Origin of the sequence: Rhodococcus sp. NBC_00294, assembly GCF_036163995.1 — a bacterium.
Taxonomy (GTDB): domain Bacteria; phylum Actinomycetota; class Actinomycetes; order Mycobacteriales; family Mycobacteriaceae; genus Rhodococcoides.
The window spans coordinates 2,081,550-2,095,374 of the sequence record NZ_CP108043.1; the positions used below are offsets into that span (position 1 = coordinate 2,081,550).

The 13,825-nt window shown below is 69.6% G+C and carries 12 protein-coding genes; 6 read left to right on the top strand and 6 right to left on the bottom strand.

All coding sequences use genetic code 11. The features are described from left to right. Positions 1-26: 26 nt before the first annotated feature. A complete protein-coding gene (locus OHB23_RS09690; protein ID WP_328811471.1) occupies positions 27-959 on the top strand; it encodes a hypothetical protein in 933 nt (310 codons plus the stop codon). Positions 960-963: 4 nt separating this feature from the next. Here OHB23_RS09690 and OHB23_RS09695 read toward each other — a convergent pair whose 3' ends face one another. The 3 genes from OHB23_RS09695 to OHB23_RS09705 form a co-directional block, all read right to left on the bottom strand. Beyond that, on the bottom strand, positions 964-2,421 hold the full coding sequence (locus OHB23_RS09695) for a DUF2079 domain-containing protein (protein ID WP_328811472.1): 1,458 nt from the start codon (positions 2,419-2,421) through the stop codon (positions 964-966). 73 nt (positions 2,422-2,494) lie between these two features. Further along, positions 2,495-3,298 carry an ABC transporter permease gene (locus OHB23_RS09700; protein WP_027504944.1) on the bottom strand — a complete coding sequence of 268 codons (804 nt, stop codon included), beginning with the start codon at positions 3,296-3,298 and terminating at the stop codon, positions 2,495-2,497. Further along, on the bottom strand, positions 3,295-4,302 hold the full coding sequence (locus tag OHB23_RS09705) for a daunorubicin resistance protein DrrA family ABC transporter ATP-binding protein (protein WP_027504945.1): 1,008 nt from the start codon (positions 4,300-4,302) through the stop codon (positions 3,295-3,297). Before OHB23_RS09705 ends, OHB23_RS09700 begins: the two co-directional genes overlap by 4 nt. Before the next feature lie 189 nt (positions 4,303-4,491). Here OHB23_RS09705 and OHB23_RS09710 point away from each other — a divergent pair, with 189 nt between their 5' ends. Then, positions 4,492-5,673, top strand: coding sequence for an NAD(P)/FAD-dependent oxidoreductase (locus tag OHB23_RS09710; RefSeq protein WP_328811473.1), 1,182 nt, complete (start codon positions 4,492-4,494; stop codon positions 5,671-5,673). Positions 5,674-5,715: 42 nt separating this feature from the next. On the opposite strand, the gene malQ is transcribed toward OHB23_RS09710, so the two are convergent. Beyond that, positions 5,716-7,815 carry a 4-alpha-glucanotransferase gene (gene malQ, locus OHB23_RS09715; RefSeq protein WP_328811474.1) on the bottom strand — a complete coding sequence of 700 codons (2,100 nt, stop codon included), beginning with the start codon at positions 7,813-7,815 and terminating at the stop codon, positions 5,716-5,718. Between the two features lie 109 nt (positions 7,816-7,924). Between malQ and OHB23_RS09720 the strand changes: the two genes are divergently transcribed. The 4 genes from OHB23_RS09720 (at position 7,925) to OHB23_RS09735 (ending at position 11,399) form a co-directional block, all read left to right on the top strand. Then, positions 7,925-9,025, top strand: coding sequence for a hypothetical protein (locus OHB23_RS09720; RefSeq protein ID WP_222645896.1), 1,101 nt, complete (start codon positions 7,925-7,927; stop codon positions 9,023-9,025). A 106-nt stretch (positions 9,026-9,131) separates the two neighbouring features. Further along, on the top strand, positions 9,132-10,520 hold the full coding sequence (locus OHB23_RS09725) for an OFA family MFS transporter (RefSeq protein WP_051613185.1): 1,389 nt from the start codon (positions 9,132-9,134) through the stop codon (positions 10,518-10,520). After that, positions 10,517-10,642, top strand: a complete 126-nt coding sequence (locus OHB23_RS09730) for an MFS transporter small subunit (protein ID WP_328811475.1) — start codon at positions 10,517-10,519, stop codon at positions 10,640-10,642. Before OHB23_RS09725 ends, OHB23_RS09730 begins: the two co-directional genes overlap by 4 nt. Further along, entirely contained in the window at positions 10,635-11,399 is a 765-nt protein-coding gene (locus OHB23_RS09735; RefSeq protein ID WP_328811476.1) for a YqjF family protein, read from the top strand. Before OHB23_RS09730 ends, OHB23_RS09735 begins: the two co-directional genes overlap by 8 nt. Here OHB23_RS09735 and OHB23_RS09740 read toward each other — a convergent pair. Continuing rightward, positions 11,396-12,619 carry an SfnB family sulfur acquisition oxidoreductase gene (locus tag OHB23_RS09740; RefSeq protein ID WP_328811477.1) on the bottom strand — a complete coding sequence of 408 codons (1,224 nt, stop codon included), beginning with the start codon at positions 12,617-12,619 and terminating at the stop codon, positions 11,396-11,398. The genes OHB23_RS09735 and OHB23_RS09740 overlap by 4 nt on opposite strands. Then, positions 12,616-13,797, bottom strand: coding sequence for an LLM class flavin-dependent oxidoreductase (locus OHB23_RS09745; protein WP_285184645.1), 1,182 nt, complete (start codon positions 13,795-13,797; stop codon positions 12,616-12,618). The genes OHB23_RS09740 and OHB23_RS09745 overlap by 4 nt, the downstream gene beginning before the upstream one ends. Positions 13,798-13,825: the final 28 nt, after the last annotated feature.

The following is a 13,825-nucleotide window of genomic DNA, read 5'->3' on the forward strand; positions in this document are numbered from 1 at the left end:
CCGCCACGACTCGAGAGAGACACACGATGACGCACCGCGCGCCCGTACGCCGCCGACGCACAGTGGGATCCGGTCTGGCCGTGAGTGCGATGGCCGTGGGTGCCTGGGGGCTGGTGACCTGCGCGTCCGTCCTCGTCGCTCCCGAGGCGTCCGCTGCCCCGACATCGGTGAACGACGAACCGAACACGGCGGCGGAGAAGGTCGCCGAGAGCAGGCGTCGCGACGAGTTGTCGCAGAAGGAGCGCGCGGCAGAGGACGCGGAACGCGAACGCCAGGAGAAGGAAGCGAAGCAGGCAGCCGACGACCTCGCGGCGCAGGAAGCCGACGAGCGGAGGGAGCGGCGAGAGGACCAGGCCGCAGCCGTGCAGAACGGCACCGCGCCGGCGCCGTTCGTCTTCCAGCTTCCGCCGCTTCCGTTCGAGATCCCCGGCGTCACGCCGCCCGCCCCGGCGGTCACGGCACCCGAGCCGGTCGCGCCGCCGGTCGACACGGCACCGCCGCCCCCCGCGACGGCCCCGGCTCCGGTGGTCGACGACGTCGCCGACGTCGTCGAGGTCGAGGAGGCTCCCGAGCCGGCGCCGGCCGTCACGGCACCTGCCGCGCCGGCACCGGTTCCCGAGCCGGACCCCGCACCGTCGCGCCCCGACCCGACACCGGGTCCCGGCCCCGCGCCGCTCCCGGGCATTCCGCAGGTGCAGTCCGGTGGTCATGGGCCGCACACCGGCCCCGATCCGGATCGCGACCCGATCGATCCTCCGTCGCCGCCTCGCGGTGACGACGACGAGCCCCGTCAGCCGTCGCCGAGAGCTGCGACGATGAGCAACCCGGCTCCGCCGTCGGTGAGCAACCCGGCTCCGCCGTCGGCGAGCGACACCGCGCCGCAGTCGGTACAGCCGTCCGGAGAAGGTCGGCATGCGGCACCCGACCCGGGCTGGACGAATCCCGTTCCCGGACGCTGACCCGTCACCGACGAAGTACGAGGATGCCGTTCACGTCGGAGGCGACCGAGTAACCGTCCGCGAGAGCTGCACTGATCGCCGTGTTGTCGCCCGACTCGTCCTTGGGCCACCCGGCGGGCCGGCCGATGTTCACGACGATCCAGTCCGGTGTCGTGGAATCGGTCTCCCGCTGCGGGAACACCGAGACGGGGTGGTCGGACACGAACTGCGGGACCAGGTTGTTGGAGGCCGACACGCGGTCCCCTGGCGGTATGGATGCCGACACGGCTCTCGCGGTGGTCACCTGCGGGTCGACGCGCCACCCGTCGGCGTCGGCGAGCCGAGCCAGCGGCTGGAAGGGCAGCGCGACCAGAGCGACGGCGGCGACGGCGGCGAGCACCACTCTCTGGGCACGCGGTGACAGGTGCATGTCGCGCCGACCGCGAATGAGTGCATCGATCAACGCGGCGAACAGGATCGGCATGAGGATCGCGTTGTAATGGAAGATCGGCTTCCAGAAATTGGTGTTGTCGCTGAGGAACCGCCATGCGACGGTGGGTACTGCCACCAGCGTCAACGGTGACCGCAGTGCTGCGAAGCCGGTGACGGCCAACAGCAGCAGCACGGTCGCGGCGCGCGAGTCCCCGCTGACGAGACCGTGTGTGGTGTCGGCGATGCCCTCACCGAGGGGTGGAAGTTTCGAGCCCTGACCGTAGGCGTCGTCGGCGCTCAGCAGCGGTATGACCACCGTGATGGCCAGCACGATCCACGCCGCGCCCCACGCTGCCGTCGCCAGGCCCAGAATCCGTGTGCGACCCGTGGTCCACCAGGCGATCAGGGCGCCGATCACGATGACGGTCAGCCCCATGTCCTCCTTGACGAAGACGAGCGGGAGCGTCCACGCCACCGCGGCACGCCAGTGCCCCTGGCCGAGCGCTGCCATGGCGAAGGCCAGCATCGGGACGCCGAAGGCGATCTCGTGGAAGTCGAAGTTCAGTGCCGACTGCAGGCCCCACGACAGTCCGTAGCCGAGGGCCACCACGATGCCCGCGACGGTGCCGAGGCTGCGGCACGCCCACCGGGAGAGGGGCACGACACCCACGGCGAACAGGACGCCCTGGGCGATCAGCAGGGTCTCGGGGACAGGGGCGAGTCGGTAGAAGGGCGCGAGCAGTGCGGTGATCGGAGAGAAGTGATCACCGAGCGTGTTGTAGCCCGTGCCCAGCAGATCCGACGTCGGCGCGTCGAGGCGTGCGTACGAGGCGATCTGTTGCACGAAGATGCCGAGGTCGAAACCGGAGGTGCGCAGCTGGTGCTGACCGACGACGGACAGTGCGCTGTAGAGCGGGGCGAGCAGGAGGAAGGCGATCGCCGGGACCGCGATGTCCGCGCGGCGGGCGCGACGCAGCAACTCCTGCGGTCGGCGCGCCCCGCCGGACGGGGCGGCCGCTGCAGTCTCCGCAGGAGGTCTGGTTGCCGTCACAGGAGATAATTTCTACACGAACTTCGTGTGATCAGGCTGTGAACGCGAGGTGCGGCCGCCCCGGCTCAGCACGTCAGCGGCTCACCGCCTTGGTGTAGCGATGGATGGCGAACGGTACGAAGACGATCAGGATGAGGATCGACCATCCCACCGTCGCGAGCACCGGGTGTTGGAGTGGCCACGCGTCCGGAGGCGGCATCGTCGGGTTCGTGTTCCCGAACAGCACCCGGCTCGCCTGCGTGATGGCGGAGACAGGATTCCACTCGGCGATGGGTTGCAGGATCCCGGGCAGATCCTGACTCTGCACGAACGTGTTGGCGATGAACGTCAGCGGGAAGATGACGATGAAGCTGGCGTTGTTGAACACCTCGGGCGTCCGGATCCACAGTCCGATCACCGCCATCACCCAGGACAGTGCGTAGGCGAAGAGCAGCAGCAGCCCGAATCCCGCCGCGGCCTCCCAGAACGACGACCGGATGCGCCAGCCGACCAGCAGACCGGTCAGGGACATCACGACCAGGCTGATGACGTTGATGACGATGTCGCTGCTGGTCCGTCCGACGAGCACCGCAGACGGAGCCATGGGCAGGGAGCGGAAGCGGTCGATGATGCCCTTCTGCATGTCCTCCGCGAGCCCGAGGCCGGTCCACGTGGACCCGAAGATGACGGTCTGCGCGAAGATGCCGGCGATGAGGAACTCGCGGTAGGACATGCCGGGGATCTCGATGGCCGACCCGAAGATGTACGCGAAGACCAGGACGAACATGATCGGCGACAGCAGCGTGAAGACGATGAGGTCGGGGACGCGCTTGATCTTGATGAGGTTGCGTCGGGCGATGGTCGCGCCGTCGCTCAGCGCCGTGGTGGGTGAGTTCATCGGGCCGTCTCCTGTCCGCTGGGCTGCTGATCGGCCGCGTCGGGCCGGGTCGACGTCTGGCCGGTGAGAGTGAGGAAGACGTCGTCGAGGCTGGGCTTGCCCAGCGAGGCGTCGGCAGGGGTGACGCCGTTCTCGCGGAGCAGGACCAGCGCGTCGACGAACGTGGTGGTCCCGTCGTCCGCACCGACCGTGAGCCGCCGGGACGCGGCATCGGAGGTGACCTGACCCGGTGCGAAACGCTCCATGACGCCCTGCGCCGTCGTCAGATCGCCGTCCGTGTCGAAGGCGAACTCCAGCCTGGCTCCGCCCACTCGCGACTTCAGTTCGTCGGCGGTGCCGCGCTCGATGACGCGACCACGATCGATCACCGCGATCTCGTCGGCCAGCTGGTCCGCTTCCTCGAGGTACTGGGTGGTGAGGAGCAGGGTCGTCCCGCCCTGCACCAGTTCCTCGATCACCGACCACAGCTCGAGGCGGGCGCGAGGATCGAGCCCGGTGGTGGGCTCGTCGAGGAAGAGGACCGGTGGATCGGCGACGAGGGCGCCCGCCAGGTCCAGGCGTCGGCGCATCCCACCCGAGTAGCCCTTGACCGGCCGGTCGGCCGCCTCGACGAGGTCGAACCGTTCGAGCAGTTCACGTGCCCGATCACGGCTGCGCTTCTTCCCGAGGTGGTACAGCCGGCCGACCATGTCGAGGTTCTCGAAGCCCGTCAGATACTCGTCCACCGCGGAGTACTGCCCCGAGACGCCGATGCGTGAGCGGAGTTCCGCCGCGTCGGCGACGACGTCGAGGCCCGCCACCCGTGCGGTGCCGGCGTCGGCCCGCAGCAGTGTGGTGAGCACGCGGATGGTGGTGGTCTTCCCGGCTCCGTTGGGCCCGAGCAGTGCCATGACCGTGCCCTCGGGCACCTCGAGATCGAGACCGTCGAGTGCGTCGACGCCCCCGTACCGTTTGACGAGGCCGACCGCGCTGATGGCGGTGGCACCCGAACTGCGTGAGGCCATGAGACTTCCCTTCCGGACGTGACACGACGATGCGCCCGTCGGATGTGACTCGGCCGAGCGTCGGAACTCATCACAGCACGCAGGTACGACACGGTCGGGTTTCCGCGGAGTCCGCATCGGCTACTCCCTGTGCAGGTGACGCGCGGCCCGACTCGGTCGGCGCGCACGGCTCATGAAGAGGGGTACAACGTGTCCGAGTACGACTACGTCATCGTCGGTGGAGGAATGGTGGCCGACAACGCCGCCAAGGGGATCCGCGAGCACGACGAGAACGGCACCATCCTCGTCGTCGGCTCCGACGTCGACGGTCCCTACACCCGCCCCGCGCTGAGCAAGAAGTTGTGGACCGACGCGGAGTTCACCACCGACGAGGTGCCGTTGGGCACCGAGGAGACGGGTGCGACGCTGGTGCTGTCGACGACGGTCACGTCGATCGATCGCGACGCCCGCACGGTGACCACCGACAAGGGGGACACCCACCACTACGGATCGCTGTTGCTGGCGACCGGGGCGACCCCGACGACGCTGGACCTGCGTCCGTCCGAGCGGGTCGTCTACTTCCGCACCTTCGCGGACTACCGGCGCCTGCGGGCGCTGGCGACGGAGGGCACCCACATCGTCGTGGTGGGCGGTGGTTACATCGGCACCGAGATCGCCGCGGCGCTCGCGCAGAACACGGTCACCGTCACCCTGGTGAGCAGTGACGACGTGGTGGGCGGCCACATGTTCCCCGCGGACCTCGCGTCGGTGTTCCAGCAGGACTTCGAGGACCACGGCGTCACGGTCCGCACGGGTGTGAAGGTCGACTCCGGTGCGCAGCAGGGCAATGCGGTGTCGCTGACCCTCAGCGACGGTTCCACGATCGATGCCGACGCGGTGGTCTTCGGGCTCGGCGTGACGCCGAACACCGACCTCGCGGAGCAGTCGGGGCTCGACGTCGACAACGGCATCGTGGTCGACGAGTTCCTGCGCACGGCGGACGAGCACGTCTACGCCGCGGGCGACGTCGCCAACTACCCCGACGCGATCCTGGGCCGTCGTCGCATCGAGCACGTGGACAACGCCAACAGCATGGGAAAGACGGTCGGCAAGATCATGGCCGGCTCCACCGAGCCGTACACGTACACGCCGTACTTCTACTCCGACGTGTTCGACAACGGTTACCAGGCGGTGGGCACGATGAGCACCGACCTCAGGACGGTCGAGGACTGGAAGACGCCCGGCAAGGAGGGTGTCGTGTACTACCTCGACGACGACTCCGTGCTGCGCGGTGTGCTGATGTGGAACGTGTGGGAAGGACTCGACACCGCGCGCGAGATGCTGAAGAGCGGCGAGAAGCGCGACGACGAGTCCCTGCTCGGCGCGATCTGACGACCACCCCTCACCCCGCCGCGTCGGCGGGGTGAGGGCGTCTCAGTACTGCACCAACGGGTCCGCGCGCCGCAGGTCCTCCACCGAGACCGCGCGGCCCGTGGCGTCGGCGAGGGGAACGCGCCAGTTCCGATACTGGGTCTCGTCGGTTCCCGGCTGGTTCTGGATGCGGTGCTCGCCGACCATGTCCACCAGTGCCACTCCGATGAGCAGGGACGGGCTGCGCTGGATCAGCCGGTACAGCGCCGCGACCGTCTCCCCGGTGGACGCACCGTCCGCGAGCAGGCCACGCTCGCGCGCGAGGTCCAGCACGGACTCACGCTGTTCCTCGTCCTGCGCACGCTCCTCGTCGACGGCTCTCTCGAGGAGGCCGAGCCGCGATCGCAGATCGATGTGCTCACCCGCCAGGTACCCGGCGGTGGGCGGCAGGTCGTGGGTGGTCACCGAGGTCAGGCACAGCTCGCGATACTTCTCCGGGGCGATGGGGCCGTCGTCGTCCCGCTCGAACCACAGGATGGAAGTGCCCAGCACTCCCCGCTCGGCCAGGTAGTCCTGGACGACGGGTTCGAAGACGCCGAGGTCCTCACCGATGACCACGGCGCCGGCCAGTTCCGCCTCGAGCGCGAGGATGCCGATGAGCGCCTCGTGGTCGTACGTGACATAGGTGCCGCCCGCGGGAGTCTCGGCATCGGTGGGGATCCACCAGAGCCGGAACAGTCCGAGGATGTGGTCGACCCGCAGCCCGCCCGCGTGCTTGAGCACGGTGCGCAGCATGTCGCGATACGGTGCGTACCCGAGTTCGGCCAGCCGGTCGGGCCGCCAGGGTGGCTGGTTCCACTGCTGCCCTTGCTGATTGAAGTCGTCCGGGGGAGCGCCGACGGTCACGCCCTCGGCCAGTGCGGAACCCAGGGACCAGGCGTCGGCACCCGAGAGCTGCACTCCCACAGCCAGATCGTGCACGACACCGATGGCCATTCCCGCCCGGTGCGCGGTGGCCTGCGCCTCGGCCAGCTGCTCGTCGCAGATCCACTGGAGCCAGCTGTGGAACTCGATGCGATGCGCGAGCTTCGCCTGCTGCCGCTGGACCCACGGCGTGCCGGGGGCGGCGGCCTTCGTCTGCCATCGCGTGTCGTCCGGCGACAGCTTCTCCGTCAGTGCGCACCACGTGGCGAAGTTGTGCAGGCCCACGCCCTCCGCGGCGCGGAACTCGTCGAACGCGGCCTGGCGGGACGCGCTCCGCGGAACGAGGAAGATCGCTTCGAGCGCACGGAGTTTCGCGCGCAGAGACTTGTCCCTGTCCAGATCGTCCGTGCGACCGTCGGCGCGGTGCAGTCGGCGCGCGGTGTCGCGGATGCGGGCATACCTGTCGCGCGGCAGCATCGCTGTCTCGCGGATGTTCTCGACGCGGATGTAGAGCGGATTGAAGAATCGACGGGTGGTCGGCAGATAGGGCGAGGCCTCGATCGGTGGCCGCGGCGCCGCGGCGTGCAAAGGATTGACCAGGACGTAGTCCGCTCCGTGCTCGCCGCCCAGGATCGCCGCCATGTCGGCCAGATCGGCCAGATCGCCGATGCCCCACGACTGTGCGGACCGGATGGAGTAGAGCTGCGCCAGCACGCCCCATCGTTGACGGTCGGACAGTGCCTCGGCGGTGGACAGACGGGCCGGCGTGACGACCAGCGTGCACGACGCCTCGAGACCGTCGTCCCCCTCCGCGCGCAGCGTGTGCCATCCGAGCGGGAGATCGACCGGGACGGCGAACGTGGCCCGGCCGACGAGGGCGCCGTCGATCTCGCGGGGGTCGACCCAGACGTCCTGCTGAGCCGCCTCGCGCGTGCCGCCGTCCTCGAGCTCGACGGTGACCGTCACGGACGTCCCGTGCGGCACGTGGACGGGAACGTGGTGGTCCTTGCCGGACGTGACCACGACGACCGCCGGCACGGTGCGCCGCCAGGGTGCCTCGTCGTGATCGACGATCGCGGTCTCGATGTCGTCGTCGCTGTCGACGGGCACGTCGAGCGCCGTCAGGACCGAGCGGAGGGTGGATTCACCGACGTCGCGGCGGGCCTTGTCCCACCCCTCGTACGACGTGGCGACGCCGTGGAGCTCGGCGAGGTGGCGTAGTCGTTCGATGTTCGTCACGCTTCGATGGTAGTGCCGCGCGGGGGTGGCCGCGGACGTGAGAACCGTGTCCCGACTCGATCTGGAACACTGGTGGCACCTGCAGAATCGGTGGGGGAGGTGGAGAACGGTGACGAGTGACCCCGCGGACATGCGTGCCCGTCGAGCGGACACCGTGCGGACCATCGCCGAGTCGACACGCATCGAGTCGGACCGGTCCGGACGCGCTCACGAGCCGCTGTCCGACCGCGCCGCGCTGCTCGTCGCACTGGGTCGTCTCGACGAGGAGACGCGCGGCATCGCGCTCGCGCGCCTGCGCGCCGGCCGGAAGTTCCCCGCACTGGGCGGATTCGGCACCCTGCGGCTGATCACGGAGGAGCTGCACTGGATCGACGGTCGCACGGCCGTACTGCGCACCGGGCCCACGCGCCTGGCTCTGCTGCAACGGCACGTGCTGCTCGAACGTCGACTGGGGTCGTACCGCACGCGGTTCGTGATGAGTTCCGGTCACTACGCGTCGGGGGTCCGCGCGATCCGCCGGGAGCGGCGCGAGGGCATCCACCTCGACGTCGACCAGCGCACCGCCCTCTTCGAGGCGTTGCGGCACACGCCGACTCCGCTCGGTGTCGGACCCGGTCCACTCTCGCGAGCCCGAGGGATCCTCGGCGGCGCCGCGGCGGAGCGCCTCGACACGCTGCACGCGCGGGGCGCCGACGTCGTCCGCACCCTCGCGGGCACGGACGCGGATCGGTTCGCCGATCGCTACGACACCCTGCTGTTCCTCGCCGGGATGTACCACGACCGGATCCTCTCCTCGCGGATCTGGCGCTCGGACCTGTTCGCGGTGGCCCGGGCGCAGCTCGACCCGGGAACCGAACTGGTGCAGATCGCGGTGGACGTGGTCGCACTCGCCCAGTTGGACGCGGAACTCACCGCGGCCTTCGAGGCGCAGGGGGACACGGTGGACGAGGAGGGTCGACGCGAGGTGCTCGTGCGCCGAGCCGATCTCATCCCGGTGTGGGATCAGGTGATCGACCGGGTCGCCGCGTTGTCACGCGTGGTCGACGAGATCGCGGTGGCGGAGATCGAGCACCGGAGCCTGGACGCCGTGCAGCGCACCGTGGGCCTCGACCAGCGCATCGACGATCTCATCTCCCGGTCCGGTACGCGGGAGATCTCGGCCGACAACACCCATTCGGTGTCCGATCAGATCTCGCGGGACACGCTCTGACGTGCGTCCGTGCCTTCGTCCTGTTTGGAACGAGTCGGATCGGTGAAAGCACGGTAGTACGCGGTCGACCTCTGAGCGCGTGACCCGCGCCGGAAGGACGACCTCCATGCCAGCAGTACTCGAACGCGCCCGTATCGTCGCGCCACCGGGATGGAGCCGCTGGCTCATTCCGCCGGCCGCCCTCGCGATTCATCTCGCGATCGGCCAGGCCTACGCGTGGAGCGTGTTCAAGGCCGCCATCTCCTCCGACACCGCCATGGGACTGAGCGGGACGATGACCGCGATCCCGTTCCAGCTGGCCATCGTCATGCTCGGCCTCTCCGCAGCCGTGCTCGGGACGAAGGTGGAGACGCACGGTCCGCGGTGGGCCATGACGATGTCGCTCCTCTTCTTCTGCTCCGGGCTGCTCATCTCCGCCCTCGGCATGAGCCTCGACCAGTTCTGGTTGGTGATCGTCGGATACGGACTCGTCGGCGGCATCGGCCTCGGCATCGGGTACATCTCCCCGGTCTCCACGCTGATCAAGTGGTTCCCCGATCGCCCGGGCATGGCGACGGGTATCGCGATCATGGGATTCGGCGGCGGCGCCCTGGTGGCCTCGCCCCTGACCACCAAGCTCCTGTCCGCGTACGGCGGCAACACCGATGCCTCGATTGCCACGACGTTCCTCACGCTCGGCCTCGGCTACGCCGTCTTCATGGCGCTCGGCGTCGTGCTGATCCGGGTTCCCGCCGACGACTGGAAGCCGGCCGGGTGGACGCCACCGCAGACCCCGGCGGGTCAGCACACCGCACGCGTGTCCGCGGCGAACGCCGTCAAGACCCCGCAGTTCTGGTTGCTGTGGATCGTGTTGTGCTTCAACGTCACCGCCGGCATCGGCATCCTCGAGCGCGCCGCGGGCATCTACACCGACTTCTTTCCCGACCCCACCGCCCCGGAATCCGTGGTGGCAGCGGCCGCGGGCTTCGTCGCATTCCTCTCGCTGACGAACATGCTCGGCCGGTTCGTGTGGTCGTCGGTGTCCGACCTGGTGGGTCGCAAGAACATCTATCGTCTCTACCTCGGTGTGGGCGCGCTTCTCTACCTGTACATCTCGCTCTTCACGAACACGAACAAGGTCCTGTTCCTCGTCAGCGCGATGGTGATCCTGTCGTTTTACGGTGCAGGCTTCGCCACGGCGCCCGCCTACCTGCGTGACCTGTTCGGTACCTATCAGGTCGGTGCCATCCACGGACGACTGTTGACGGCCTGGTCGGTCGCGGGCGTGCTCGGACCACTGATCGTCAACGCGATCGCCGACCTCGGCGAGGAGGGAACCACCGGACGGTACGTTCCCGCGTTCGTGACGATGATCGTCCTGCTGTCCATCGGCTTCGTCGCGAACGAACTGATCAAGCCCGTGGATCCGAAGTACTCGGAGCCGGACCCGGAGGCGACGACGCCGGGCACTGCGACCGACGAGGGCACGAACGACAAGAACGAGGCGACGGTATGAGCGAGATGAAGCAGGGCGCGCGTGTGCCCGTCGTGGTGGTGTCCTGGCTGTGGGTCGGGGTTCCCTTCGCCTGGGGTGTCTACGAGCTGATCCTCAAGGCCAAGAACCTCTTCGGTGCGTGACCGGAGCGTCGATCTCTGGCCTCGCCCGCCTGTTCTGCCGCGCCCCGTGATCATGGACCAGCGGTGGGAACGCCTCGTGTTCCTGCACTGGCGTGTCGCCCCGGACGTCGTCGCGCCGTTGCTGCCTCGCGGTATCGTGCCCGACACGATGGACGGGTACACCTATGTCGGACTGATCGGCTTCGAGATGGTGGGGGCAGGGTTGGGGTACGGCCGACCGGTACCGCGACTCGGAACCTTCGGCGAGATCAACGTGCGGCTCTACAGCCGCGACGGTGACGGTCGCCGAGGGGTCGTGTTCCGTTCTCTCGACGCCACCCGTGCCGCAGTGGTGCTGGCCACGAACGCGGCGGGGGTGCGGTATCGCTGGTCGCACATCGACATCGTCGACGACGGTGATCCTCGGAACCGGGTCGTCGGCTACCGCTCTCGGCGACTGGCACCGCCGCACCGTGGTGCGACGACCGACTTCACCGTGTCCCCCGGCGACACGGACATGTCCGACGATCCGCTGTCGGTGTTCCTCACCGCTCGGTGGGGGATGCACACGTCCGTCGCGGGCCGACCCGTCTTCGTCCCCAACACCCACCGCCGGTGGCCGCTGCGCGCGGCGACCCTGGTGCGCTGCGACGACCAGCTCATGGCCGCGGCGGGCGTGGGGGACCTGGCCGCCCGCCCGCCGGACTCCGTGCTGTACTCCGACGGAGTCCGGACGCAGTTCGGGCGTCCCTACGCCGCGACACCGGTGCGCGACTAGATCAGTCCGTGGCGCGGCGGGTGCGCCCCGGTGAGCGCGTACCGGCCGACGTGCTGAGTCTTCCATCGCACAGGGTCGTGGAGCGTGTGGGTCCTCGCGTCGCGCCACAGCCTGTCCAGCCGTAGAGAGGCTGCGGCACTGCGAGTTCCGCCCGCGTCGAACAGTGCCGTGGTGGCGTCGAGGGACGCACGCGCCGAGGCGACCTTGGCCGCTGCTGTCGCGATGGAGGCCGCCGCGGCGCTGTCCGGTGTGAGCTCGCGCTCGGCCACGTCGATCGCCTCGCCGGCCTCGCGCACGAGCGCCTCGGCCCCGCGCACCCCGATCTCCACCTCGCCGAACTGCTGCAGCAGCAACGGATCCCGGTCGGCCGTCGCCACGTCGGCGTCCACCGGAGGGCGAGCGACGACCACGACCTCGCGAGCGGTGTCGACGGCGGCGCGGGCGATGCCGGCGTCGATGGCGGCGTGCAGCAGCTGAGCGCGCGCCCCGTAGGTGGTCGCGCCGTCGAAGAGGGCGGAGTACGGGACGAGGGAGTCGGCGGGCACCACGACGTCCGTCAGGGTCACGGTGCCGCTGGCCGTCGTGCGCTGCCCGAGCCCGTCCCAGTCGTCCCCGACGAGCACCCCGGGTGCGTCCGCCGGGATGTAGGCCAGCACCTTTCGGCTCTGATCACCCTGCTCGCCGGGGCTCGCCTGCACGCCGCGGACCACCAACCAGTGTGCGAAGAGCGCGCCCGTCGAGTAGTACTTGGTGCCGTTCAGCGACGAGGTGCCGTCCGGACGGGACGTCACCGTGGTCCGGTCGACCGCGATGGAGGGTGTGCCGCGCTCGCTCTGGGCGTTGGCGAAGCGGCGACCGGCGAGGGCCTCGGCGAAGAAGCGTCGCTGTTGCTCCGTCGATCCCTGTCGCCGCAGCGCGTCGAGGAAGGTCATGTGGCTCTGCGGTATCTGCGCGATGCTGGCGTCCCCGCGAGCGAGCGAGAGGAACACCGCGGCGAGGGTGCGCGCCGAGACCGGCCTGCCGCCGAACTCCGCGGGCACGGTGATGCCCAGCAGCCCCGACGCGGACAGCAGGTCCAGTTCCGGGCCGGGCAGCCGTCGATCGCGGTCACGTTCGATCGCGGACGGGGCGATCTTCGCCCCGAGCGCGGCGGCGACGGCCAGCGCAGCGTCGTCGTCGAGCACTGGCGGCAGGGTCTTCGGGCCGGGTTCGGTGGTCATCGGGCGGGGAGGAACGGGGTGTGGCCCGTGGCGCGTGCCGCGGCGCCGCCGGAGAACAATCCGCGGCTGCGCAGCTGGGGGATGACACCCTCGCCGAACCAGTACAGCTCCTCGAGGTGTGGATAGCCGGAGAGAACGAACTCGTCGATGCCGACGGCCGCGTACTCCGCGATGCGATCGGCCACCTCGGTGTGGCTCCCGACGAGGGCCGTTCCGGCTCCGCCGCGCACCAGGCCGACACCAGCCCACAGGTTGGGGGAGATCTCGAGTGCGCGCGGGTCCTTCCAGGACCCGGTCCTGCGGCTCTCCTCGTGCAGGGCGAGCATCGCGCGCTGGCCCACCGACTCGCTCCGCGCCAGGTTGGACTGCGCCGTCGCGACGGCGTCCTCGCCGAGCGCCTCGACGAGCGCGCCAGCCTGCTTCCAGGCCTCCTCGGACGTGTCGCGGGTGATCACATGCAGGCGGATGCCGAAGCGCACGGTGCGTCCGCGCTCGGCCGCGAGTCCGCGGATCCACTCGATCTTCTTCGCCACGGCCGTGGTCGGCTCACCCCACGTGAGATAGACGTCGGAGTGGTCCGCCGCCACCGGGCCCGCAGCGGGAGAGGAGCCGCCGAAGTACAGCGGAGGCGTGGGGTCGGGGAGGAACGGCAGCGACGCGTCCTCGACCTGGATGTGCGTGCCCTGGTGCGTCACCGACTCGCCGCGCCAGAGGCCGCGGACGATGGTGAGGAACTCGTCCGTGCGGGCGTACCGCTCGTCCTTGGACAGGTGATCGCCGTACTGACGCTGCTCGTGAGCCTCGCCCCCGGTGACGACGTTGAGCAGGAGTCGGCCGGGCGCATGGTTGCTGAACGTCGCCGACATCTGCGCCGCGAGGGTCGGGCTGATCAGACCCGGTCGGAAGGCGATGAGGAATGCGAGCTTCTCGGTCTCGCGGGCGAGCATCGCCGTGGTGAGCCACGCGTCCTCGCACCACGCGCCGGCCGGGGTGAGTGCACCGGTGAAGCCGAACTCCTCGGCCGCGCGGCCGATGGACGACAGGTACCCGATGCTCGCGCGACGATCTCCGCCTGCGGCGCCGACTCGCGTGCCGTGTCCGCCGCCGACGATCGCCCTGCTGTCGCCGTAGGTGGGAAGGAACCAGTGCAGGGCGAGAGAAGAGTTGTCGAGGGTCACTCGTCCCACCGTAGGACCGTCGCGGCGC

What these genes read in the sequence shown, in the direction of transcription:
- OHB23_RS09690 (WP_328811471.1), top strand. Translation starts at nt 27, where the DNA reads ATGACGCACCGCGCGCCCGTACGCCGCCGACGCACAGTGGGATCCGGT.
- OHB23_RS09700 (WP_027504944.1), bottom strand. Translation starts at nt 3,298, where the DNA reads ATGAACTCACCCACCACGGCGCTGAGCGACGGCGCGACCATCGCCCGA.
- OHB23_RS09705 (WP_027504945.1), bottom strand. Translation starts at nt 4,302, where the DNA reads ATGGCCTCACGCAGTTCGGGTGCCACCGCCATCAGCGCGGTCGGCCTC.
- OHB23_RS09725 (WP_051613185.1), top strand. Translation starts at nt 9,132, where the DNA reads ATGCCAGCAGTACTCGAACGCGCCCGTATCGTCGCGCCACCGGGATGG.
- OHB23_RS09730 (WP_328811475.1), top strand. Translation starts at nt 10,517, where the DNA reads ATGAGCGAGATGAAGCAGGGCGCGCGTGTGCCCGTCGTGGTGGTGTCC.
- OHB23_RS09740 (WP_328811477.1), bottom strand. Translation starts at nt 12,619, where the DNA reads ATGACCACCGAACCCGGCCCGAAGACCCTGCCGCCAGTGCTCGACGAC.